Here is a 25,559-nt window from a genome sequence, read left to right on the forward strand (position 1 = left end):
AATTAATATAGTAATTCAAATTATTAATTAATACTTTAACAATTCTTTCCTTGAAGATTGTGTAAAGAGAACTGTCTTTTTGGTGCCGAATACTGAAACATGTGTAATATTCTGCTGATCTGAATTCCAGTCAACCAGTATTGTATTTGAGATTTCGATGTTTTTAAATTTGTCAACATCCTTTATTCGGGAATAACAAACCAGAACATCGCCTTCTGTCTCTTTAGACAAAAAAGTAATCGCTTTTACCTGACCATTAATTTTAATAGTGAAATTTTCTGCAAGGTATTTTCTCAGCAGATCAAGATCTTCCGAGGTCTCTCTTTCGGTCCCGACAAATGTTTTTTTGTGATATTTCTTCTCAAGTCCATTGTTCAGATCATCAATAAAAATACGCGATGTAATCTGGATCATCTTTTTTTCGGATGCATATTCAACCTGAAAAACACCCACATAAAATTTATGAAACGCAAAAGCCGAAAGCGATAAGAACAATATCCCGATTACAGAATAAATCAACATTTTTTTCATTACTGCTGGGCATTCACAAGTTTAAATTCTTTGTTTTTATTGATTAAAAAATCGATCAGTTCAAATTTCTGATCCGGATTAAGATGTCTTTTTGATTCCGGGTCGTTTGAACAGTACATTAAAAACAAATCGATTTCATCTTCTTTTAAACCAAGTGTTTTGGTGTAAAAATCTGTTTTAAAATTCGCTTTAGAATATTCAACAAAAGCAATATCTGTAATCACCTCTTCTTTTACATCGTTTTTTGAAAGCAGTTTTTTGACATCCTTAAAAATTCGGACAAAATCTGTTCCGTATTTAATCGTCTGATCAGAATACATCACTGTATTTTTTGCTACGGATTGCTTATCATCTTCAAACTGCATATCCACATATTTCTGTGTATTCTTGTCCAGCGATTTTACTTTTAGGTCTTTTTTTACCAAAACCTCCTTCAATTCATTGCTGACCAATTCTAAAGACACTGAAAAAAGTATCTGAGAACAATCTTTCTCTGTTAAAACTATTTTTTTTGACTGAAATGCCAAACCTGTAAACAACAAGGTATCTTTTGGCTGTGCCAGAATATCAAAAAGCCCGCCCGGACCAATAAAAGTTCTTGATTTGGCATTAATATTCAATACATATCCGCTTTCTATAGACAGCGATTTATTTGTAACCTGACCGTGCAGCGGCTTTCTCAAATTATTTTGTCCAAAAGTAATTTGACAAAACAAGCAAACAACGAATACTCCTAATTTATTTTTCATTTTCTAGAATTATTAGATATTTTCTGGCTAAATCTGTGATCAAAAACATACTCATTGTTTTGTTCTTTGTATTCAAAGATACGGCAAAATCGGGATCATCCACACAATATAATTGAAATCCTTTGATATCATCGACCGGAATTTTCAATCTTTCTGTATAATAATTCTCTTCAAATAGATATTCTATTTTTCTAAAAAGAGCTTCTTTTTTCTCGACATTTACTTCTTTTTTCAGCATTGTGGTACGTCCTGAAATTTTATTCAGAATCTTATCAATCGAAGTAGAAGTTGCCGTATACACTTTTCTTTCTGCCGGCGTGTAGGTTTTCTGTCCGTGGGGCACAATTCCTAAATTCTCAGCCGTAATACCCAGATTATCATTTACTACGACTTCTTTCAACTCAATTTCTTTGGGTGTCATTTTAATTACAAGCGAAGTCATATTAAGATCTTCAGCAGAAATCCGCCTTTTAAGAGGCTCGAGATTTACCGACGAAAAAACCAAAACATCACCTTCTTTTGCCACAATAGAAAATCGTCCCTGAGCATCTGAAATTGTCGAAACCTGTGTATTGTTATTAATAATATTTACCGCGTCAACCGAAGTAGATTTTTCGAAAATTTGTCCTGAAATTTCTTTGGAAACGGCATTTTGCCCCGCACAAAACTGAGCAAAAACCAAAAATGCGATGATATTTAAAGCTTTATTTAACCTCACCTGCAATCATTTCTTTGTATTTTACTGCCAGTTCACCCAGTAAAAATTCAGTGGAAGTTTTATTTTTTGAATTCAGTATAGCTGTAAATTTATCGTTTTCAACCGCATAATATTCGAATCCTTTTACATATTCAAGAGGAATCTGCAAGCGCTCAACAAAATGCTCAAGGCTGAACATTTTTTCAAGAAGTTTCATAAAAAATTCTTTTTTCTCTACTTCAACCTCTTTTTTCAGCATAGCGGTACGTCCCGAAAAAAAGTTAAACATTGGATCTGCCGAAATAGAACCGCCAGCCATACCACTTGTACTTGCTTCAGGATTTAAAGCCGTTCCTGTATGCAGTTTTCTTTCGGCTTCTGTGTATGTTTTTTGTCCCGCAGGCACGATTCCCAAAGAAACCGCATTTATATTATCATATCTGCGCACCACCACTTCCTGCAGCTGATGCATAACCAGACTGAGTTTTACGGTAAAATTTAAATCAGTAAAATTTTCTGCAGCCAGCAATACCCTGCTTTCTTTAAACTGAATCGAAGAAAAAACCAAAGTATCATCCGGCTTTGCTAAGATCGAAAAAGCTCCGGAAGCGTCTGTAGTCGTCATTTCCTCCGTCTTAGCATTTACAACATATACCCCTTCTAAATCGTTAGTATTTGCTTTTATTTTTCCATTGATAACAGAGCGCTCCTGATTTTGAGCCCAGGAATTCTGACTCAAAACGGCAACCAAAAAAAACACAATATTCTTTGTCAAAATGAAAAAATTAGAAAATTATTTAAAAGGTAAAAATATCCTAATGTATTGCAAATTTAATACTAAGGAGTTGGTAAAAATATGTTAATTAAAACTCCTGCCATACATTTCAAAATAGACTTTTTTAATATCTTTAGCACAAAGAATATGAGTTTAAAAAAATTATGAAAAGCATCATTATAGCAAGCACTTCTACCTTGCATGGCGGCAATTATTTAGAATATTTACTGCCGGTTTTAAAAGAACATTTTAAAAACTGCAAAAACATTTTATTCATTCCGTATGCTCGTCCGGGCGGTATTTCACACGATGATTATACCAAAAAAGCAGCAGAAGCTTTTGCATCCATTAATCTGAATCTTCAGGGAATTCATGAATTTAAAAATACTGAAGAAGCTGTACAAAATGCTGAAGGAATATTTACCGGAGGAGGCAATACTTTTGTTCTGGTAACTCAGTTATACAAAAACAAAATCATGCAGCTGCTTTCTGAAAAAGTTAAGAACGGCACTCCGTATCTTGGAACCAGTGCAGGAAGTAATATCTGCGGTTTGTCTATGCAGACAACAAACGACATGCCGATTGTTTATCCGCCAAGTTTTCAGACTTTAGGATTAATTCCATTCAACTTAAATCCGCATTATCTGGATCCTGATGCTAATTCTAAACACATGGGCGAAACCCGCGAAACCAGAATTAAAGAATTTCATGCTTTTAATTCAATTCCCGTTCTAGGCTTAAGAGAAGGAAGCTGGCTCGAAGTTAAAGGGGAAAAAATTACTTTAAAAGGAAACTTAACAGCACGTTTATTTAAACAAAACGAAACGCCGGCAGAATTAGAAACCGAAAGCGATTTGAGTAGTCTAAAATAATTTTTAAACCATATAAGTAATAACAAGTTTATTGATTCACTAAACTTTTCTTATATGGTTTAAAAAAAATAAAAAGATATAAAAACAAAAAAGCCTCAAACAATGTTTGAGGCTTTTGAAGAGCGAAAGACGAGGCTCGAACTCGCGACAACCAGCTTGGAAGGCTGGAGCTCTACCAACTGAGCTACTTTCGCATTAACAGGGTGCAAATATAAATAATTAATTCTTTTTAAAAAACAAAAATCAAAAATTATTTACTTTTGACAAAAAAACCAAAACGATGAAGTTTTGTTTTCTTAGAGCGAAAGACGAGGCTCGAACTCGCGACAACCAGCTTGGAAGGCTGGAGCTCTACCAACTGAGCTACTTTCGCATTGGTGGTGCAAATATAGAAAGAAAGTTCAGTTCAAAACAAGCTTTTGGTCAAAAAAAATTAATAAAAATCAACATTATTTTATAACCTATTTAAAATTAAAAAGTTATAAAAGCAATTATTTTTCAAAAATCATGAATACAATCAAAGAAATCCCGTCAAAAGAAACTTATATTGTCCGTCAGCCCGTACTTAGAAAAGGAAAACCTATAGAATCCTGCATCTTTGAAGGTGATGATCTCGATACGACACATCACTTTGGCTTGTACAAAAATGAAGATTTAACAGGAATTATTTCGTTATTTAAACAAACGAACCCTATATTTGCCGAAAAAAATCAGAGACAGATTCGCGGTATGGCTATTCTCGAAAACCATCAGAAAAAAGGATTTGGAGACGCTTTAGTAAAACATTGCGAAAAATATTGCAAAGACAATAAAACGGAACTTATTTGGTTTAATGCCAGAACCGCAGCAACTGGTTTTTACAAAAAGCTGGGATACCAGATTATGGGTGATCCCTTTGAAATTAAAGATGTAGGCGAACATTATCTAATGTTTAAAAAATTATAGAATGAAGAAATTTTACTTTTTTTTATTGATATGCAGTATAATAAGCTGTAAAAAAGAAACACCAAAACCCATTCCTGTCCAAGTTAAAAAAGCTCCTCCTATTATCCTTACAGATGAGAGAAAAGTAGAAGTAGACACGGCTTTATTAAGCACTTTTAAAAGCGAGACGCTTAAACAGTTTTACAGCGCTTCTGAAAATAAATCGGTTTGGGGAAACTTAAAAAAAAGAAAATACGTTTTATCTCAATTAGAAAAAGCCGCAGAACTAGGATTAGATCCGGAAGACTATAAAACTTCGCAATTACTAAAATTAGAAAGCAGAATCAGCAAACTAAACGATACTGAATTAGCCACTTACGATATTCTGCTGACATATAATTTCGAGAAATACCTAAAACATTTGTACCAGGGAAAACTCGATCCCAAAAAACTTTATACAGACTGGGATCTCGATGAAAAAACATTCGATGCCAATACTATTTTAATAAAGGCTTTCAACAAAAATAAACTGGATAGTGTTGTCGAAAACATCCAGCCAAAATCAGAAACGTATAAGCAATTATTAAAATCACTGGAACTAATCAATTCGTTTCCTGATGAAGACATAGAGGCCGCAAACATTGGATCGCTCAAGAAAATTACGGTAAAAGACACAAATACCGCTCTTATAACAATTAAGAAAAAACTACTGTTCTGGAAAGATATGTCCGGAAAAGACAGCCTTACTAATATATATGATCAAAAAACATTTGAATCGATCAAAAAATTTCAGGCCAGACATGGCTTAGCTGATGACGGGGTTATTGGCCAGGGAACCATTAATGCCTTAAATTACTCTAAAGAAAGAAGAAAACAGCAGATTATTGCCAATTTGGAACGCTGGAGATGGTACCCTAATGAGTTAGCAGAAAACTATTTCATCATTAATATTCCGGATTACAGTTTAAATGTAGTTGAAAACCAAGACACTACTTTGGTTCGAAATGTTGTAGTGGGAACCAGCAAAAGAAAAACACCAATTATAACATCTGTTTTAAAAACAGTTGTTTTCAACCCAACCTGGACTGTCCCGCCTACTATTTTAAAAGAAGATGTGGTTCCAGCCATGAAAAAAAACAGGAATTATTTAGCTAAAAAGAATATTACGATTTACGACAGTTCCGGAAATGTCGTGGAACCATCGGCGTGGAACGAAAACAGACCTAACAGCTACAGATACGTGCAAAGTCCGGGCTATAATAATTCATTGGGTTTAATGAAAATCTTATTCCCTAATCATCACAGCGTGTATCTGCACGACACCAATCACAGGAGTAATTTTGTCCGAACCAACCGTTCTTTAAGCTCCGGCTGCGTGCGTGTGGAAAATCCGCTTGAACTGGCAGAACATATTCTGGATGATTCTGAAAGATTTTCTAAAGTTAAGATCGACACTATAATTGCTTCAAAAAAAACAACCAGTATCAGAATTACAAAAAAATATGCTTTATACCAGTGGTACTGGACAGCATGGAGCAAAAAAAATCAGCTCATTTTCAGAGCTGATATATATAATTTAGATTCCGAATTGTATAATAATCTACGAAATTAATTTTTCTTCCATCGTAAAAGTTCTTGACGGATGGTAGATATACAAACATGATTTATCTTTAATTGTTTCGATTATCTCATCTGTCAATTCCACCGGAACTGCTGGACAACCCTGGCTTCTGCCTAATCTTTTGTGATCTCTGATGAACGATTCAGAAACATAATCGGCACCGTGCATTACAACACCTCTTTCGCGGGCATTACTGTTCAGACCTTTTTCTAAACCGTCTAAACGTAATGAAGCACCATGTTTTCCCTGATAGATTTCGCCGGTAGTATAAAAACCTAAGCTGCTTTTAAAAGAAGAATTTAAGTTTGAAAAAGCGGTTGCAAATTCTTCACCCGTATTTCTTCCGTGAGCCACCAAAGAATTAAATAAAATAGTATTTGTAGTCATATCGATTACCCAAAGACGTTTTGTATTGGATGACAGACTAAAATCAATTAAAGTCAAAATGTTTTTCTGAATAATTCCTCTTTCTTTCAAAAGATAAAAGCCTTTCATAGCTTCAGAAAAAGTTTTTAACTCAGGAAGTTTGTAATTGTTCGAATTTAATGAGTTATAAATACTCTCAATTTTTGATTCAACAGTCAGTTTATTTTCAACTTTTGCAATTGTTTTTGTTACTGTTGTTTTTACGTCGGCTGTGCTTTTTGAATCTTTACCAAAAGATAATAATAAAAACACAAGTAGCGGATAAATTTTGTAAATCATTGAATTTCTTTAGGTTAATAATAAATTTGGGTAGGACAAAAGTAGAAAAAATTCGAGCCTCGACAAATACAAGCCTGAAAATCAGGCCTTTTTTGTTTAAAATTTAACATTATTAACATAATCCTGCTGTTTATGTAAGATTTTATCTTATGCTTAAAACGCTAATATTTAGGCTTTATTTCTTAAAAAAAACCAAACAAAATGGAAATTATGAAACGAAAACTGTAACAAGTAGAAAAAATTACGGTCTATTATCTCTATATTAAAGTACATTTACAGTAATTTTTCTATTTAAAATTTCAATGAAAACCACCGTTTTATTTGTTTTTCTATTCTGCACTTTCTGTAATTACGGACAAAAAAAAGTATTACAGGCACAGTCTGTTTTGCAGAGCATTACTATTGATGGAAAACTAAATGAAGCAGCATGGAAAAATGCTCCGGCAGCCTCGGACTTTATCACTCTTGAACCTGATAACGGAAAACCTGCTCCTGAAGGTAAAAAAACAGAAGTCAGAATTGTATATGATAATGATGCCATATATATAGGAGCAAAAATGTACGATGATGAACCCAATAAAATTCTAAAAGAGATTTCGCAGCGTGATAATTTTGGAACCGCCGATCTTTTTGGGGTTTTCATTAATGGTTTTAATGACGGACAACAGGATTTCATGTTTTATGTCTCGGCAGCAGATGTTCAGGGTGACTGTATTATGACTGATGCCACCGGCGAAGATTATTCCTGGGATGCAGTCTGGATTAGCAAAGCGCTGCTGACAGAGGACGGATGGGTTGTAGAAATGAAAATCCCATATTCGGCACTGCGTTTTTCGACTGAAAACAAACAAACCTGGGGGATTAATTTTTTCAGGGAAATAAAAAGAACGCGCTATAAGTATACCTGGAACTTTGTTGATCAGAAAGTGGGAACCTTTACACAGCAAGCCGGAATTTTAACCGGAATCGAAAACATCAAACCTCCTACCCGTTTGTTTTTTATGCCTTATGCTTCGTATTATTTAAATGCCGGTGAGGGACAAAAAACTTACGGAACGATAAAAGGCGGCATGGACATTAAATACGGAATCAACGATGCTTTTACTATTGACGCTATTTTGATTCCTGATTTTGGGCAGACCAAATACGATGACCAGATTTTAAATTTAGGCCCGTTTGAACAGCAGTTTAACGAAAACAGGGCTTTTTTTACCGAAGGAACCGATTTATTTAATAAAGGTAAAATGTTTTATTCCAGAAGAATTGGCGGCAGACCACCGGAACCGGAACTGAATGATAATGAAGAAATAATTGAACAGGTTCAAAACGTCAATTTAATTAATGCCCTAAAACTTTCAGGAAGAACCAAAAACGGCTTAGGCATTGGAATCCTTAATGCTGTTACCGAAAAAACATTTGCCACTATAAAAGACACTATTACAGGTGCAGAAAGACGTGTCGTGGCAGAACCGCTTGCTAATTACAATGTTTTGGTTCTTGACCAGCGTTTTAGAAAAACTTCATCGGTTACTTTTATAAATACAAATGTTACCAGAAACAGTCATTTTAGAGATGCAAATGTAACTGGTCTGGTTTGGGATTTAAATACAAAGGCCAATACGTATAATTTATCAGGAAATGTAAAATACAGCACCATAAATGCCGAAGAGGACAAAAAAGGAATGTATGCAACGATTGGTTTTGCAGAAACGAGCGGCAAATACCGTTATAGTTTTGGATCAGATTTTGTCACCAAAGATTTTAATCCTAACGACTTGGGGATTAATTTCTATACCAATTATTATAACTTCTTCAATAATGTCAATTACAGAATTCTAAACCCAACGAAACTTTTCAACAGCTTTAGAATTAACCTTAATAATTATATTGAATTCAACAAAGATTCCGGAAAAACACAGGATGCCAATATTAATGTCAATGTAAATTTAACAACCGTAAAAAACAATTATTACGGAATGGGAATTACCGTTTTCCCTATAGAAATGTATGACTACTATGAACCCAGAACCGATGGACGATATGTTTTGATGCCAAGAAAAGTTGATTTCTGGGCAAGTGTTTCAACCAATTACAACCATAAATTCGCTTTAGATTTAAACCCTTCTATTTCGGTTACCGATGAAAAAGGAAGAGCCGCTTACGGTGTGGATATTGGACCGAGATACCGTTTTAACGACAAACTTTTACTGACTTATACTTTTAGTTTTCTAAAAAGAAACAACAACAAAGGTTACATCGACAGTTATGATGATGACGATTATGAAGAAACTCCGGAAACTATTGTTTTTGCAAACCGCGATGTTATTACCTACGCCAATACTTTAAACGGCAAATATGCCATTAACAGTGCGATGACACTTAATCTGGCAGTTCGCCAATATTGGTCTTCTGCCGAAAATAAAAATATTCTAAAATTGGATTCAGACGGAAATTTAGATCCGTACCCGCAGTATACCGAAAACAAAAATTCGAGTTTTTATTCCTGGAATGCAGATCTGTCGTATTCCTGGTGGTTCGCGCCCGGCAGCCAGCTGTCTGCCTTGTACAGAAATAACGCATCTAACTTTGAACGCATTATCGATAAAGATTTCAAGCGTAACGTAACCAATCTGCTGACTAACGATGCTTTAAAACATATTTTTTCGATCAGCGTAAAATATTTTATAGACTACAACGCTGTCAAAAATAAGCTCAGAAAGAAAGCTTAGCGTGAATTAATTTTAAAAAATGCAGACATATTCAAGAAAATAAGTATTTTTTGTTATAGTTCATTTTATTAAATATAAATGTAACATTTCTCAGGTTTCAAATTTTAGAAATGCCTTATATTTGTAGAAAACAAAAATGTAATGAACAAAAAAGTTATCCTTATGATTTTAGACGGTTGGGGAAAATCTCCCGACCCTAAAGTATCTGCAATAGACAATGCAAATGTTCCTTTTATAAATAGTCTTTACAAAAATTACCCAAGTGCACAGCTTCGTACTGATGGATTAAACGTTGGTTTACCTGAAGGGCAGATGGGAAACAGCGAGGTTGGTCATATGAACCTTGGTGCGGGAAGAATTGTATATCAGGATTTGGCAAAAATTAATTTAGCAGTAGCCCACAAAACTCTGGCTAAAGAACAAGTTTTAATTGATGCTTTTACATACGCAAAAGAAAACAACAAAAAAGTACACTTTTTAGGACTGGTTTCTGATGGAGGTGTTCACTCACATACCTCTCACCTGCGCGGGTTAATTGACGCTTCTCAGGAGTATGGTTTAGATCAGGTTTATGTTCACGCTTTTACAGACGGACGTGACGTTGACCCAAAATCCGGCGCAAAATACATTCACGATTTAGAAGATTATATTAAAGATACTCCTGTAAAAATCGCTTCAATCGTGGGACGTTATTATGCGATGGATCGTGACAAACGATGGGAACGTGTAAAACTGGCTTACGATTTAGTAGCTAACGGAATTGGAACTCCATCTACAAACCCGGTTTCAAGTGTTCTTGAAAGCTACGAAAAAGAGGTAACCGATGAATTTATCGAGCCTGTTGTTATGGTTGATGAAAATGCAAAACCGCTTGCAACAATTGTTGAAGGTGATGTGGTTATCTTCTTTAACTTTAGAACAGACAGAGGCCGTGAACTTACAGAAGCACTTTCGCAGCACGATTTCCACGAGCAGAACATGCACAAAATAAACTTGTATTATGTTACGCTTACTAACTACGACGAAACGTACCAAAACGTAAAAGTAGTTTACAACAAAGATAATATTACAGAAACTCTTGGTGAAGTTTTAGAAAAAGCGGGTAAAAAACAAATACGCATTGCCGAAACTGAGAAATATCCTCACGTAACCTTCTTCTTCTCAGGAGGAAGAGAAGTTCCGTTTGAAGGCGAATCAAGAATCCTAAGAAACTCTCCAAAAGTAGCGACTTACGATTTAAAACCTGAAATGAGTGCTTACGAATTGGCAGATGCCCTTGTTCCTGAATTAAACAAAGGTGAAGTTGATTTCGTTTGCTTAAACTTCGCAAACGGCGACATGGTTGGACATACCGGAATTATGGAAGCAGCAATTAAGGCCTGTGAAGCGGTTGATGCCTGTGCAAAACAAGTTATCGATGCAGCTCTTGCCAACGATTACACCACAATTGTAATTGCTGACCACGGAAACTGCGAAACCATGATTAATCCTGACGGAAGCCCGAATACTGCACACACAACAAACCCGGTGCCGATTATTTTAGTTGACAAACAATTAAAAAGCATAAACGATGGTGTTTTAGGCGATATTGCTCCAACTATTTTGGAATTAATGGGAGTACAGCAGCCAAATGCTATGACTTGTCATTCACTTTTGTAAAAGGTTTTAACCATATAAGTGATATAAGTTCATTTAAATAGAGCTGACAAAAGAGAGGCGAATTCTTAGGAATTTGCCTCTCTTTTTGCGCTTATTTGTCATTGCAGATATCACATTATAAAAAAATGATACAATTGTTCTACTCCATAAATTATAAGTCCAATAACACCGCCTACTAACGTTCCGTTGATTCGGATATATTGAAGGTCTTTTCCAATTTCCAATTCCAGTTTTTCTGAAACTTCTTTTCCGTCCCAGCTTTTTACGGTTGATGAAATCAAATCGCCAATCACTTTTTTATTATTCAAAAGCACAGATAAAAGATCGTTTTTAATGAAGTTATTGATTTTATCGATCATAACAGGATCTTCCTTGATTCCGGTTCCAAAACCCTGAATCAGACTGGCGATATTATTTTTGATAGAAGATTCATCACCTTTATTTAAATCATTTTTAATCGACAGTTTTATTTCGTCCCAAATTCCGTTGATATAATCCTGAACTTCTTTTTTCCCAACGAAACCTAAGATCATATCGTTAATTTTAATTCGCATTTCTTCGGAGTTTTTTACTTTTTCTAAAAAGTTAAAAATATACTCATCAATTTTTAAGCGAACGGTACTTTCCGGATTTTTAGCTTCATTTAAAAAATCCTGCAAACCATTAAAAACCCCTTCGGTTATACTTTTATCCGCCAGTCCGAAACTTAAAAAAGGCGTTGATGCTTTTACCTTCTTCCTGATTAAATCTTTATTGTTAGTTAATTCACTGCTCATCACTTCAAGAAGATTCGTCAGCATTTGATTTTTCAGATTTCCTTTTTGCAGCGGTTCCAAAGCCAGTGCAACCCAGTTTCCAAAATTTATCCCTTCGAGTTTTTCCTTAAACTGAACCTGAATAAATCGTCGTACATCTTCATCTTTTATTGTTTTTAAAATTCCGGGAATAAGATTTACTGCAACAACATTGGCAATTTTATTGGCATTTTCTTCCTGCGAAAGCCAGTCAGAAGCCTTTACGGCAAAATTGAATTCTTCGAGTTTCATTTCCATTTTTTCGCGGTTCAGAAATTCTTCTGAAACAAAATTCCCAAGATTCTCCCCTATTTCATTTTTTTTGGTCGGAATAATAGCCGTATGCCAGATTGGAATTCCCATAGGATGACGAAACAAAGCCACAACAGCAAACCAGTCGGCAATACCGCCCACCATTGCCGCTTCGCTGAAAGCCTGCAGCATTGGAATTTTAAAGTAAATGGCAATTATAAACAGGAGCACCGCCACTCCCAAAAGCGCCAAAGCATTTCGCTTCATTTTTCTAAGCGCTTTTACTTTAACAATATCTTGATCTATAGTAGTTTTCATGATTACAAAACGTTTTTACTACTAATTTATGGCTTTTTTCTCAAACACTTTAACTCTATCGATTGTTTAATCGCTGCGAATTCACGAACTATTTTAAACTTCATCTTTAAATTTTTTAATAATGAAGTTTGTGAGATTCGATTTTTAAAGTTTTTTATTTGAGATAATCGTGAATTTGCGACGAAAAAATCACTTAAAAAATGAGATAAAAATTGTATTTTTGCCAACTGAAAATCTGAAAAATATGATTATCCAAAAAACCAGAGAAGAAATCGAATTAATGCGCGAAAGTGCTTTGATCGTATCAAAAACACTAGGAATGATTGCTTCTGAAATTAAAGAAGGAGTTACTACATTATATCTAGATAAATTAGCCGAAGAATTCATTCGCGATCACGGTGCAGTTCCCAGCTTTTTAGGATTGTACGGTTTCCCGAATTCGCTTTGTATGAGCCCGAATTCGCAGGTTGTTCACGGAATTCCAAACAATACGCCTTTACAAAGCGGTGATGTAATATCTGTAGACTGTGGTGCTTTTAAAAACGGCTATCACGGAGATCACGCGTACAGTTTCGAAATTGGAGAAGTTGCTCCTGAAGTTAAAAAACTTCTGCAGGTGACTAAGGAATCTCTTTACGTTGGAATTAGAGAGTTTAAAGCGGGAAACCGCGTTGAAGATGTTGGAAACGCAATCCAAAAATATACTGAAGCTCACGGTTATGGAGTAGTCCGCGAATTGGTTGGGCACGGTGTTGGGCAAAAAATGCACGAAGAACCGGAAATGCCAAACTACGGAAAACGCGGCCGGGGAAAACTTTTTGTTGAAGGAATGGTTGTAGCAATTGAGCCAATGATTAACCTTGGAACAAAAAATATCAAACAGCATAAAGACGGCTGGACAATTACAACTGCCGATGGAAAAGCAAGTGCGCATTTCGAACATGATGTAGCTCTTGTCGATGGCAAACCTGAATTATTATCGACTTTTCAATACATCTATAAAGCTTTAGGAATCGAAAGCAATGAAGAAGATGAATTCCGAAAAGTGCCGTTGGTTCTATAATAAAAACAACCCGAATCTAAACTTGTGAAAAAATTATTTAAACTTGTACTTAATACAATACCGCGTCCATTATTAATTCGTTTGAGTTATGTGGCTCGTCCTATTTTAGCCTTTTCATTAAAAGGAGATAAATTTACAGATCCTATTGATGGAAAAAGCTTTAGATCGTTTTTACCTTACGGATACGGAAAACAACGTAACAATGTACTTTCACCAAGTACACTTTCGTTAGAAAGACACCGTTTGCTTTGGCTGTATTTAAACGATCAGACTGATTTTTTCACAGCACCCAAAAAAGTATTGCATTTTGCTCCGGAACAAGCTTTTTACAAAAGATTCCGCAAGCAGAAAAACCTTGATTATACGACAACTGATTTGTTTTCGCCATTGGCCGATGTAAAAGCAGATATCTGCAATTTACCTTTCAAGGACAACGAATACGACGTTATTTTATGCAATCACGTTTTAGAACATATTCCGGATGATACGAAAGCCATGCAGGAATTATTCCGTGTTTTAAAACCGGGCGGTATGGCTGTTTTACAAATTCCGCAGGATTTATCACGTGAAGTTACATTTGCTGATGATTCGATTACAGACCAAAAAGAACGTGCGAGAATCTTTGGCCAGTACGATCACGTTCGTATTTACGGACGCGATTATTTTGATAAATTAAGAAGCATCGGTTTTATTGTAATCGAAGAGGATTACACCAATAAAATTGCACCTGAACTGGTTGAAAAATACTGTTTGGCAAAAGGCGAAATTATTCCGCTTTGCTTTAAACAGGAAAACTAATTTTTCACCCTATAAGTGATATAGTTCATTTAAAAAAGAGTTTTCAAAGTATTAATATTTTGAAAACTCTTTATTTTTTTAGCCCAATCCCCAAATACAAGCCTAACCAAATCCCTAAACCTTGCAACCTACAAATTCATTTCAGTTCTGCTTTGACATCAGTTTCGAAAAAAATCTGAATGTCTTCATCCCAACAGCCTATATTGTTGAGAACACCAAAGAAATTAAATATTTAAACAAAAAAGCCAGTAACGATGTACTGGAAAGCTTTGGAATCGTTTTTGAAAATTTAGATTCCAATACCAAAAGAATACTGACTGCCTGCGAATCCTTAAAGCCCGAATTTATCTTCAAAAAATTCAGTGCTAAAATCAAATCGGCTAAAACTATTGCAGATTTGTACAAAGATTCAAAGATTGATTTTGCCATTCGCCAGCATTTAAAACTCAATTTAAGTTCCTTTTACGACATAATAGTTAAAGATCAGTTTCCATTATCTATTAATATGGGAATTGAAAAAGATTTTTACCGCTCCAGAGTAAGTATCGATCCTCTTGATTTTGAACCTCAGATTCAGTTTGACAAACATGAAGAAGGTATTACTTATACCCTTTCGTTAAAAGAAAACGAAACTTCATTTCTGCCCATGGAAAATCATGTTGAAATTCTTCTGGACGAACCTGGCTGGCTGATTGTCAACAAAAAATTAGGACAGTTGAAAGAACTGAATTCTAAAAAACTGACTCCTTTTTTAAAAAAGAAATCAATCGAAATACCTTCTAAATTAGTTGATAATTATTTTAAAAATTTCATTCCCGAAATAGCTAAAAAAATCGACATTGAAGCTACAGGTTTTGAAGTCGAACTTCGTGATACTATTGTTTCCTGCACGATTCAGCCCGTTTTTGATTTCTTTAAAAACTGCTATTACCTCAACCTGTATTTTGATTATAACGGTTATGTATTTGATGCCAATAAAACTAAAAAAACACATTCATTTGTTGATTTCAGCGTTGCCAATGAACCTAAAATAATTCAGTTTAAACGAAATACTGCAGAAAATTTATATACCGAAAAACTATACGAAACTGGCTTAATAAAAATCAAAAATGAGTTATTCGGATTAGATTCAGAAGAAGAAAACGCAGATCCTTATACCAACATTCAATTAATTATTGATAACAAAGAAAAACTGGAAAAACTCGGTTTTACTATTCAAAATTTAAAACTCGAAAGCAAAGAAATCATAACCGGAAGCCATACTATTTCGGCTTCAAAAGAAACCAAAGAAGACTGGTTTGATATTAAAATCATCATTACGATTGGCAATTACACCATTAATTTCAGCGAAATTATTCCAAATATCAAAAGTAAAGAAAGACTCTTTATGCTCACGGACGGGAATTATTTTTTAATTCCGCTGGAATGGTTCAGCAAATACAGTTCTCTGGCAAAACTGGCTAATACCGAAAACGGAGCGCTTCTTTTACGAAAAAGTAATTTTACTGCTCTGGACGGAATTGCCGAAATAGACAGCGATATTATCACAAAAGCCGAATATATTGCTTCGGATTTACTGAAAGCGACTTTAAGACCGTATCAGATTGATGGGGTAAAATGGCTTTTGGGGCATTTCAATTCTAATTTAGGTGCGTGTCTGGCCGATGATATGGGTCTTGGAAAAACACTGCAGACTCTGGCTGTTCTGGTTTCGGTACAGGAACAATTGGGCTTTACAACCAAAACTACCAATTTTGATTTATTTTCTAACGAAACCACAACCGAAAGAGAACCATTAAAAGCGTTGATTGTTCTGCCGTCGTCATTGGTTTTTAACTGGTTTAACGAGGCCGGAAAATTTACACCTCACTTCTCGAAAGTGCAATATGTAGGCAATGACAGAAAATCTGTAGTGAGCCGGTTAGAAACATCTGATTTAATTTTTACAAGTTACAGCATCATCCATCGAGATATATCGATTCTTGAAAAATACAATTTCCGTTATTTGATTCTGGACGAAAGCCAGTACATCAAAAACAAAAATTCTAAGATTTTCAAAGCAATAAACAAAATCAGTACAGGACATAAAATTGCTTTAAGCGGTACGCCAATCGAAAATTCGCTTGACGATTTGTGGTCGCAGATGCAGTTTATAAATCCGGATATTTTAGGAAGTTATGCTTTTTTTATGGAAAATTTTAAAAATCCAATTGAGAAAAAGCAGAACGAGGATGTTTTAGCTGAATTAAAAAATCTGGTGCAGCCTTATATTTTAAGAAGAACTAAAGAGCAGGTTTTAAAAGATTTACCGGAATTAACAGAACAGATTTATTATTGCGATATGGATCCTGAGCAGGAAAAATTATATGAGCAGGAAAAATCTAAAGCGCGTAACTTCCTGCTTAAAACAGATGGTTCAAGCCCGGATAAAATCAGCATTATCAATACTTTGATGAAACTAAGACAACTGAGCAACCATCCTAAAATGGTCGATATGGAGTCTGAAATTGATTCAGGGAAATTTATTGCAGTTACCAATTATCTTGAAAACTTAGTAAAAGCAAAACAAAAAGTAATCATTTTCAGTTCGTTTGTTACCAATTTGAATTTCTACACAGATTGGTGCAAAGAAAATAAAATAGCATTCTGCGAAATTACCGGAGAAACTCCTTCGGCAAAAAGAGAACAACAGGTAAAACTGTTTCAGGAAAATGAAAACCCGTTGTTGTTTTTTATTTCACTTAAAGCCGGTGGTGTTGGGTTAAATATTACCAAAGCATCTTATGTTTTATTCCTTGACCCGTGGTGGAATCCTTTTGCTGAAAAGCAGGGCGTGGGACGAGCGCATAGAATTGGGCAGTTGAATAAAGTAAACGTAATTCGATTTATTTCGAAAAATACGGTAGAAGAAAAGATCATCAAACTGCAGGAAAATAAAAAACTGTTATCGGATTCGCTTTTGGAAGAAAGTTATATTAACGACGAAATCGAAGCTAATTTAGAGTACATTTTAAATTCTTAACAAAAACTAATAATACGGCATCTTACTACGTTTAATAAAATTCTTATATTTACAATCTTACAACGTAATAAGATGCCGAAATTTTTATATACAAGCTTTATTTTTCTTTTTGTTTTCACTTTTGCAAAAGCCCAGGAAAAAGAAATAGATCCCCCTTATAATATCAAAACCGTCACTTTTATTCAAAATGGCAGTAACGCCGTTCCAATATTTGAATTGGGATCTACGATTGATTTTCAATTTGATGATTTGTTTGGCAGCGAAGCCAATTATTACTTTGAACTCGTACACTGCGATTACAACTGGAAACCAAGTGATATCCCTAAAACCGATTATATCCGTGGTTTTGACGGCCAGAGAATAACAGAATATTCGAATTCGTTTAATACGCTTCAGGTATATTCGCATTACAGACTTTCGTTTCCCAATCAGTTTACAACTCAGATTCGTTTGTCCGGAAATTATATGCTGAAAATTCTAAATGAAGACAAAGAGGTTGTTTTTTCGAGAAAGTTTATTTTATATGAAAGCCGCTGCACTGTTGCTGCTCAGGTAAAAAGAAGCCGTAATTTAAGCAACATAGAACAGAAACAGAATTTAGATTTTGCAATTTCATCCAATGACATTACGTTTCAGACGCCTACACAGAATGTAAAAGTACTTTTACTGCAAAACGGAAACTTTAATACTGCCATAAAAAACATTGTTCCGCAATATACAATCGGGAATCAGCTGGTGTATAAATACGATGGGGAAACACAATTTTGGGGCGGCAATGAGTTTTTATATTTTGAAAACAAAGACATTCGTGCAGCCAATAACAATGTAGGCCGTGTAGGGGCTAATAATGATATTTATAATGCTTATTTGTACACGAATGCCGCGAGAGGAAATCAAATTTACACCAATTATCAGGATATAAACGGAAATTTTGTTGTAAAAAACATTAATGGTTCAGACAACAGTATCGAAGCCGATTATGCGTGGGTATATTTCACGTTATCAGCTCCGGCTTTCAGGCTAAACAAAGACATTTACATTACCGGAATGTTCAATAATTACAGTTTATCACCAGAATACAAAATGGATTATAATTCTGAAAAAGGTGTTTACGAAAAAGCTGTAATGATTAAACAGGGTTTCACTAATTTTCAATATACGATTGCTGATAAAAAAGGAAATATTGATAATGAAAATGCAGTCGACGGCAATTTCTATCAGACAGAAAACGAGTACACTATCCTGGTTTATTACAGAGAAAGTGTCGATCGTTACCAAAGAGTGATAGGAAAAGGAAATGCAAACTCCTTAAATATCGTTAATTAAAACATTGTTAAGGTTTTAGGTTTCATAGTTTTTTTTCGTAGCTTTGCACTTATAACGCACACAGATTTACTAGGTTAGTATGGTTTCTCAAATTACAAGAGGCATAAAAATATCGGTTTTAACTAGTTTTGAAGGGACTTACTTCAAGAACTACAAGATTCACTTTGCGTTTAGTTATGTCGTTACAATCGAAAATCACAGTAAAGATTCTGTACAATTAACTTCGCGCCACTGGGAAATTTACGACTCCTTAAACGACTTAGATGTTGTTGACGGTGAAGGTGTTATTGGTAAAAAACCCGTTTTAAAACCAGGTGAAAACCACACATACAGTTCTGGTTGTTTATTATCATCTCCTTATGGTGCCATGAAAGGTCATTTTAATATGATCAATTTCACAACGACCAAAACATTCAAAGTGATTGTTCCTACTTTTAGAATGTGTGCTCCATTTGCCCTGAACTAATTCAGCGTTTTATTTCGATTACCTCATCTTTTGCAAGCACATATACTTTGTCGTTTTCTTCAGGAATCAGATAAAAATTGCCTGTGAATTCGCCAAATGCCGGAAAAATTAACTGATCCGGTTTTCTAAAAAAACAAGACAAACTCAAAAATTGTTTCCCCATTCCTTTCAGTTTAATGCCGGGGTGAATGTGTCCGCATAAATTAAAAAAGTTCTCTCTTTTTGACGGATGATGCGTCAGCAGAAAATCATCAAGTATAATTTCAGTATGAATTTCAATATTCAAATCGGCATAATATTTTTTAGAAATGATGTCGTGATTGCCTTCTACCAGGATAAGCTGCTGTGTAACGGTTTTAGTCCAGTCTGCAAAAAAATCCCACTCGTTATTGATTTTACTGTGAAATAAATCCCCCAGAAAAATAATCGTTTCTGCATCAAACAAATGCAAAACATTATTTAATCTGGTAAAGTTTTCTTGTACCGCTTTTTCGGGAATTGCCATTCCGTGTTTTCTAAAATGCGCTATTTTCCCCAGGTGCAGGTCAGAGATTAATAGAATTTTCTTTTCTTCCCAAAATGACGCACCGCACGGATGTAAAACAAAATTTTGATTATGGATTGTAATTTTCATGTTGTCATTATTTCATGTAACTCGCTGTCATTTTTTTAATTCTTTCTTCTAAAGTTTCACTCGATAATTTTTCTCTCAAACGATCTGTAATAATAGGGAAACTAAACGGTGTTGGTTTTAAACATTGTTTCCAGACAATTCCCTGATTGTTTATTCTTTCCATTGCCTGAATCAAACGTCCTTCTTCCAACTGATGTTCGAATGTTTCGGTAAAAGCCTGTTGTAACAATAAATTATCTGGTTCATAATCTCTGAAAACCTCAAAAATCAATTGAGAACCGCTTTGCAGATGTTTTGTTTTAACTGGTTTTCCAGGCATTCCGGTAAATACTAAACCGGCAATAACGGCAATATCGCGAAACTTTCTTCTGGCCATTTCGGTTGAGTTGAGACTTTTCTGCAAATCGTGATGAACGTAAGATATTGAAAATAAATCATTATCAAAAACGGCCTGCATATCAATTTCCTGATCCGAAAGCAGTTCAAAACCATAATCATTATAGGCCAGTGAAAATGTTATTGGCGAAAGCAGACTTATCCGATACGAAATTAAACTGGCCAAAGCTTCGTGCACATAACGACCTTCAAAAGGATAAAAAATAGCATGAAATCCTTCTCGGGTTTTAAAAGTTTCGATTAGAAATTCATCATTATCAGGAACAATGCTTTCCTTGCGCTGTCTGTCAAAAATAGGTTTTAATGCCTTTAATTCAGGAGATAAATTTTCAGTATTTGCAGCATATAATTCTTCCCGAAGCAATTTACTCATTTGTGCCGATAATGTCATTCGTCCGCCCATCCAGCTGACGGTTTTTGATGTTTTTTTAGGATCGGCTTTTCGAACGAGAACCTGCATGTTTTTAATCTGAAATAATTCCAGCCTTCTTCCTGCAAAAGTAAAAACATCACCTCGCTGTAATTTCGAAGCAAACCATTCTTCGATAGTTCCAATAAAGCCACCGCTTAAAAATTTCACATTCAAAACCGCATCACCCACAATAGTTCCAATCTGCATTCGGTGATGCATGGCAATAAATCTACTGTTGATTTTAAAACGTCCGTCTTCTTCAATTTCTACTTTTTTAAATTCGTCGTAAGCCTGCAAACTCTGACTTCCGTTTGTAATAAAATTGAGAATCCAGTTCCAGTTTTCTTTGGTCATATTTTGATAACAGAAAGTCGTTTTTACTTCTTCAAAAATTTCATTTGGAAAAAATCCGTCAGAAACTGCGAGCGTATTTAAATATTGCACCAGAACATCCCAACTGTTTAAATACGGCATTCTATCTTCGACAACGGTTTTGGCAACTGCTTTTTTTAATGCCGAAGCTTCGATTAATTCCATGGCGTGCGTCGCCAGAAAATAAATCACACTTTCTTTTCCCGGCTGATGTCCGCTTCGTCCGGCTCTTTGTAAAAAACGTGCAACACCTTTTGGCCCGCCAATTTGAATAATAGTTTCAACCGGCGCAAAATCAACGCCGAGATCCAGACTCGAAGTACAAACCACGACTTTTAATTCTTCATGACGAATCGCGCTTTCAACCCATAACCGAATTTCTCTGCTGATACTTCCGTGATGCATGGCCATTTCTCCGGCAAATTCAGGATATTTTTCTAAAATTGCCTGATACCAGATTTCGCAGGCAGAACGGACATTGGTAAAAATTAAAGTGGTTTTGCTTTTTCTGATGATTTTAGCCACCTCATCGATTAAATGCAATCCCATGTGTCCGCGCCACGGATAAGTTTCCATTTTCTCAGGAAGAATCGATTCGATTTTTATTTTTTTATTGATATGTGCTTTTATCAAAACCGAATTTTGATATCCTTCAGTATTATGCCCTAATAAAACCTGCTGCGCTAATTCGAGATTTCCAATTGTGGCTGAAATTCCCCAAATACGCATTTTTGGCGCAATTGTTTTTAATCTCGAAAGTGCCAATTCCATTTGTACACCTCGTTTGGTTCCCAGCAATTCGTGCCATTCGTCTACAATTATGGCATTACAATTTGCAAAAGTTTTGGGATATCCTTTTGCCGCCAGAAGGAGCTGTAAACTTTCTGGCGTAGTAATCAAAAGATCGGGCATTTTATTTTTCTGTTTCACCCTTTCGCTTTGAGGAGTGTCTCCGGAACGAATTCCAACGGTTAGTGGCAAATCTAAATCGGTAATAATTCGTTCTGCTGCTTGTTTTATTTCTACAGAAAGCGCGCGTAAAGGTGTAATCCAGATAGCTTTTAATCCGGGTTTATGTTTGGTTTTATAATCGGGATTTTTTTTGATGTAATCGAGAACTACAGGAAACCACAAAGCATAGGTTTTTCCGCTTCCGGTTGGCGCGTTCAATAAACCATTTTTGCCTTGCAGAAAAGCTGTCCATGTTTGATTTTGGAACGGAAAAGCTTTCCATCCCTGACTTTTAAACCAATTTTCGGCAATTGTATATAGTTTTTCTCGATTCATTTAAATAATTAATTTTAACACATAGAAACATAGATTTTCTTTGTGTTTAAAGGTGTTTCACTTGTTTCAATTCACATAGCTATGTGTGGAAACTTGTTTCTTTTATATTCTTTTTACAAACATTTTAGTCTATGTTTCTATGTGTTTAAAAATTACGAAATCATATTTTTTAAATCTTCAATAGAATTCGCGTCTTCGATTTTTTTGTCGTGCCGCCATCTTAAAATCCTCGGAAATCGTGTTGCCACACCGCTTTTATGTCTTTTTGAAAGTGAAATTCCTTCGAAACCAATTTCAAAAACCAATTCAGGAGTTACACTTCGAACTGGGCCAAAACGTTCTAAAGTATTCTTTTTTATAAAGTCGTCTACACGTCTAAATTCGGCATCGGTTAAACCGGAATAGGCTTTCGCAAAAGTTACGAGTTCTTTTTCTCCATTTTCATTGGTCTGCCAAAGCGCAAAAGTATAATCGGTAAACAAATTCGAACGTCGTCCGTGTCCGCGCATGGCGTAGGTTAAAACCGCATCAATTACAAGAGGTTCGATTTTCCATTTCCACCAATCTCCTTTTTTTCTTCCGACTTGATAAGGCGACGTATTTCGTTTTAGCATCAAACCTTCGCTTTTCATTTCGCGGGCGCGCATTCGTTCATTCGCCACATCTTCCCAGGTTTTTAGCGAAACTCTTTCTGAAAGTCGAAAAGGTGTATTTAAATCTTTGATATCTTCATATAAATCTTCGAGTAAAGCTCTTCTTTCGCTGTAAGCGAGATTTCGAATATCTTTACCTTCCCATTCTAAAATATCGTATGCTTTTAAAATAACGGGGACTTTTTCCAACAGGTTTGCCGATATGGTTTTTCGTCCGATTCGGGCTTGAAGATCATTAAAAGTTCCGATTTGATTTTCTGGAAAAGCCAAAATTTCGGCATCAATAACAGTTCCGTTTGGAATTAAGCCAACCAAATTATGAAATTCCGGATATTTATCGGTAACCAGCTCCTCGCCTCTTGACCAAACGTAAATTTCGTTATCCCGAATAATAGTCTGCGAGCGAATACCGTCCCATTTATGTTCTATCGACCAGTCTTCGGGATTTCCTAAATCTTCAATTTCTCCTTCAATTGGATACGCGAGATAAAATGGATATGGCTTTGAGAGATAATCTGAACTTTTTTCGTCCAAAATCAATTCCTGAAATGTAATTTCATTCGGATTCCAATTTCCCATTAATTTGTAAGCCAAAGCATCTTCATCTACATTTTCTGCTTTTGATAAAGCTCTTGTCATTAATTTTTGGCTTACGCCGATTCTGAAACTTCCGGTTATTAGTTTGGTAAAAACAAAACGTTCGTAATAATTGAGTGCTTTCCAGTTTTCGTGCAGGTATTCTTTTTTTTCAGAATCAGGTTTCTTTTTCAAAGCAATAATTTCCTGCAGAAATTCGGTTAAACTTTTATCAGAATGTTCGTTTGTTGTTGGAATTATCAATGCTATAGTTTCAGCCAAATCGCCTACAATATGATAACTTTCTTCAAACAGCCACAACGGAATATTTGCCAGTTCATTTGCCCAAAGTCGTAACAAAGTCGTATTGACAGGTCTTGGCGGACGACGATGCGAAAGAATCGCAATGGTCCAGACTTTATCCTCAGGCGATGCATTTTTAAAATACATCGTTAGCGCATCGACTTTTACGTTCGTTTTATTGGAACTGTCCAGCGTTTTTATAAGTTGGGCAAAATTTTTCATTTACATCTACTAATTTTAAACTCTTTGTCTATAATTGTTAAACACATAGAAACATAGTTTTTCTTTGTGAGTATAGGCGTTTCACTTGCTTCAATGCACATAGACTATGTGTGAAAACTAGTTTTTTCTTTTCCCTTTTTATTTCAATTTTAATCTATGTTTCTATGTGTTAAAATTAATTTAGTTCAAATGATTAATTTTCAGAAACAATAGACGTTTCCTGATCGAGTTCGGCTTTTTCCATTTCTGCAGTTTCACCTTCATATTGTGTTTTTTCGGTTCTGGCGTCGTAACCTAATTCTCTTAAATATTTAGCAAAAATATCGGTGTAACCGTGTGTACAAATTACTTTTTCGGCTCCGGTTGCTTTTATACTTTCTAATAAAGAATGCCAGTCGCAGTGATCGCTTAATACAAAACCTTTATCAATGGCGCGTCTTCGTCTTGCTCCACGAAAAGCCATCCATCCGCTTGCTGCCCCGGTTACAAAAGGTGTCATTTTCCTTATCCAGATACTTCCGTGTGCGCTTGGCGGCGCGAGAACAATATTTCCTAAAAGTGCTTCTCTTTTGGTTTCTCTTGTAATTAATTCGGTTGGAGGAAAATATACCATCGGTCGTAAAACATTCGTCATATTTTCAATTGCACCGTGTGCGTAGATTTTTCCAATATCGGTATCGAGGTATTTTAAAAGCCTTTGTGCTTTTCCTAAAGAATAGCCAAACAGGATTGAAGTTCTGCCTTCTGCTTTATTTTCTGCCCACCAATTATTGATTTCTGAAATTACTTCGGCTTGCGGTGTCCAATTAAATGCCGGAAGTCCAAAAGTACATTCGGTTATAAAAGTGTCGCATTTTACGGTTTCATATGGCGTAGAAATTCCATCGTCTTCGGTTTTGTAATCGCCTGTAAAAACCCAGACTTCGCCTTTGTGTTCCACCCTTATTTGTGAACTTCCAATAATATGTCCGGCGGGATGAAGCGAAAATTTTACATTGTTGATTACAAAGGTTTCTCCCCATTCTTTTCCCGTCACATTTATTTCGCCCAATCGATGGCGAATGATTGGAACATTATAATGATGTGTAATATAATTTTGATGTCCCCAACGCGAATGGTCGGCATGTCCGTGGGTAATTATGGCGTTTTTTACCGGACGCCACGGATCGAGATAAACATCTGCCTGCTGGCAGTAAATACCTTTGTCGTTAAAAGCTAAAAGCGGTATTTTCATAGTAACAGAATTAAGACATTCTTTTAGAAGTAACTCAAATTTAAAGCTTTATAAAATCTTCTGTTTTACAACTTCGTGAAATTAGTTTATCAAATTACAACTTTTTAATATTGTATTGTGATATAATCAAATTATCATTTGTACTTTTGTAAAAAATTAAACAATTCGT

Annotated in this window: 20 protein-coding genes and 2 tRNA genes; 10 read left to right on the top strand and 12 right to left on the bottom strand. The window is 35.3% G+C overall.

The features are described from left to right. Positions 1–27 precede the first annotated feature (27 nt). The 4 genes from OZP11_RS10815 to OZP11_RS10830 are packed head-to-tail and all read right to left on the bottom strand — an operon-like array spanning position 28 to position 2,752. Entirely contained in the window at positions 28–522 is a 495-nt protein-coding gene (locus OZP11_RS10815) for a DUF6702 family protein (RefSeq protein WP_349293777.1), read from the bottom strand. A gap of 8 nt (positions 523–530) precedes the next feature. Next, a complete protein-coding gene (gene bamP, locus OZP11_RS10820) occupies positions 531–1,280 on the bottom strand; it encodes a BamP family beta-barrel-assembly machinery protein (protein WP_281235215.1) in 750 nt (249 codons plus the stop codon). After that, positions 1,270–1,998, bottom strand: coding sequence for a carboxypeptidase-like regulatory domain-containing protein (locus OZP11_RS10825; RefSeq protein WP_281235216.1), 729 nt, complete (start codon positions 1,996–1,998; stop codon positions 1,270–1,272). The genes bamP and OZP11_RS10825 overlap by 11 nt, the downstream gene beginning before the upstream one ends. Continuing rightward, a complete protein-coding gene (locus OZP11_RS10830) occupies positions 1,985–2,752 on the bottom strand; it encodes a carboxypeptidase-like regulatory domain-containing protein (protein WP_281235217.1) in 768 nt (255 codons plus the stop codon). Before OZP11_RS10830 ends, OZP11_RS10825 begins: the two co-directional genes overlap by 14 nt. A 164-nt stretch (positions 2,753–2,916) precedes the next feature. Between OZP11_RS10830 and pepE the strand changes: the two genes are divergently transcribed. Next, a complete protein-coding gene (gene pepE / locus OZP11_RS10835; protein WP_281235218.1) occupies positions 2,917–3,624 on the top strand; it encodes a dipeptidase PepE in 708 nt (235 codons plus the stop codon). 121 nt (positions 3,625–3,745) lie between these two features. Here pepE and OZP11_RS10840 read toward each other — a convergent pair. After that, a tRNA-Gly gene (locus OZP11_RS10840) sits at positions 3,746–3,818 on the bottom strand. A gap of 106 nt (positions 3,819–3,924) precedes the next feature. Further along, positions 3,925–3,997: transfer RNA gene (locus OZP11_RS10845), tRNA-Gly, on the bottom strand. Positions 3,998–4,131: 134 nt separating this feature from the next. Here OZP11_RS10845 and OZP11_RS10850 point away from each other — a divergent pair. After that, a complete protein-coding gene (locus OZP11_RS10850) occupies positions 4,132–4,569 on the top strand; it encodes a GNAT family N-acetyltransferase (protein ID WP_281235219.1) in 438 nt (145 codons plus the stop codon). 1 nt (position 4,570) lies between these two features. After that, positions 4,571–6,160, top strand: a complete 1,590-nt coding sequence (locus tag OZP11_RS10855) for a L,D-transpeptidase family protein (RefSeq protein WP_281235220.1) — start codon at positions 4,571–4,573, stop codon at positions 6,158–6,160. Here the strand turns inward: OZP11_RS10855 and OZP11_RS10860 are convergent. Then, complete coding sequence (locus OZP11_RS10860; RefSeq protein WP_281235221.1) at positions 6,149–6,874, bottom strand: murein L,D-transpeptidase catalytic domain family protein; 726 nt, start codon at positions 6,872–6,874, stop codon at positions 6,149–6,151. The genes OZP11_RS10855 and OZP11_RS10860 overlap by 12 nt on opposite strands. 302 nt (positions 6,875–7,176) lie before the next feature. On the opposite strand from OZP11_RS10860, the gene OZP11_RS10865 reads away from it, so the two are divergent. Both OZP11_RS10865 and gpmI read left to right on the top strand, forming a co-directional pair. Continuing rightward, positions 7,177–9,603: a DUF5916 domain-containing protein gene (locus tag OZP11_RS10865; RefSeq protein ID WP_281235222.1), complete on the top strand. Its 2,427-nt coding sequence runs from the start codon at positions 7,177–7,179 to the stop codon at positions 9,601–9,603. Between the two features lie 141 nt (positions 9,604–9,744). Next, on the top strand, positions 9,745–11,262 hold the full coding sequence (gpmI, locus tag OZP11_RS10870) for a 2,3-bisphosphoglycerate-independent phosphoglycerate mutase (protein WP_281235223.1): 1,518 nt from the start codon (positions 9,745–9,747) through the stop codon (positions 11,260–11,262). 110 nt (positions 11,263–11,372) lie between these two features. Here gpmI and OZP11_RS10875 read toward each other — a convergent pair whose 3' ends face one another. Next, the gene (locus tag OZP11_RS10875; protein WP_281235224.1) at positions 11,373–12,626 is read right to left on the bottom strand and encodes a DUF445 domain-containing protein; all 1,254 of its coding nucleotides are present in this window, start codon (positions 12,624–12,626) and stop codon (positions 11,373–11,375) included. Positions 12,627–12,870: 244 nt separating this feature from the next. On the opposite strand from OZP11_RS10875, the gene map reads away from it, so the two are divergent. From map to apaG, 5 genes are all read left to right on the top strand, one after another. After that, positions 12,871–13,689 carry a type I methionyl aminopeptidase gene (gene map / locus OZP11_RS10880; RefSeq protein ID WP_281235225.1) on the top strand — a complete coding sequence of 273 codons (819 nt, stop codon included), beginning with the start codon at positions 12,871–12,873 and terminating at the stop codon, positions 13,687–13,689. Positions 13,690–13,713: 24 nt separating this feature from the next. Continuing rightward, positions 13,714–14,487, top strand: a complete 774-nt coding sequence (locus OZP11_RS10885) for a class I SAM-dependent methyltransferase (protein ID WP_281235226.1) — start codon at positions 13,714–13,716, stop codon at positions 14,485–14,487. 121 nt (positions 14,488–14,608) lie between these two features. Further along, positions 14,609–17,509, top strand: a complete 2,901-nt coding sequence (locus OZP11_RS10890; RefSeq protein ID WP_281235227.1) for a DEAD/DEAH box helicase — start codon at positions 14,609–14,611, stop codon at positions 17,507–17,509. Positions 17,510–17,581: 72 nt separating this feature from the next. After that, positions 17,582–18,835 carry a type IX secretion system plug protein gene (locus OZP11_RS10895; protein WP_281235228.1) on the top strand — a complete coding sequence of 418 codons (1,254 nt, stop codon included), beginning with the start codon at positions 17,582–17,584 and terminating at the stop codon, positions 18,833–18,835. A gap of 79 nt (positions 18,836–18,914) precedes the next feature. Beyond that, positions 18,915–19,301, top strand: coding sequence for a Co2+/Mg2+ efflux protein ApaG (gene apaG / locus OZP11_RS10900; RefSeq protein ID WP_281235229.1), 387 nt, complete (start codon positions 18,915–18,917; stop codon positions 19,299–19,301). Position 19,302: 1 nt separating this feature from the next. On the opposite strand, the gene pdeM is transcribed toward apaG, so the two are convergent. The 4 genes from pdeM to OZP11_RS10920 all read right to left on the bottom strand — a co-directional run bounded on the left by pdeM (position 19,303) and on the right by OZP11_RS10920 (position 25,390). Then, positions 19,303–19,935, bottom strand: coding sequence for a ligase-associated DNA damage response endonuclease PdeM (pdeM, locus tag OZP11_RS10905; RefSeq protein WP_281235230.1), 633 nt, complete (start codon positions 19,933–19,935; stop codon positions 19,303–19,305). Positions 19,936–19,942: 7 nt separating this feature from the next. Beyond that, positions 19,943–22,402, bottom strand: a complete 2,460-nt coding sequence (locus tag OZP11_RS10910) for a ligase-associated DNA damage response DEXH box helicase (RefSeq protein WP_281235231.1) — start codon at positions 22,400–22,402, stop codon at positions 19,943–19,945. Positions 22,403–22,554: 152 nt separating this feature from the next. Further along, positions 22,555–24,156: an ATP-dependent DNA ligase gene (locus tag OZP11_RS10915; protein ID WP_281235232.1), complete on the bottom strand. Its 1,602-nt coding sequence runs from the start codon at positions 24,154–24,156 to the stop codon at positions 22,555–22,557. A 193-nt stretch (positions 24,157–24,349) separates the two neighbouring features. Continuing rightward, complete coding sequence (locus OZP11_RS10920) at positions 24,350–25,390, bottom strand: ligase-associated DNA damage response exonuclease (protein WP_281235233.1); 1,041 nt, start codon at positions 25,388–25,390, stop codon at positions 24,350–24,352. Positions 25,391–25,559: the final 169 nt, after the last annotated feature.

This window comes from Flavobacterium gelatinilyticum, assembly GCF_027111295.1.
GTDB lineage: Bacteria > Bacteroidota > Bacteroidia > Flavobacteriales > Flavobacteriaceae > Flavobacterium > Flavobacterium gelatinilyticum.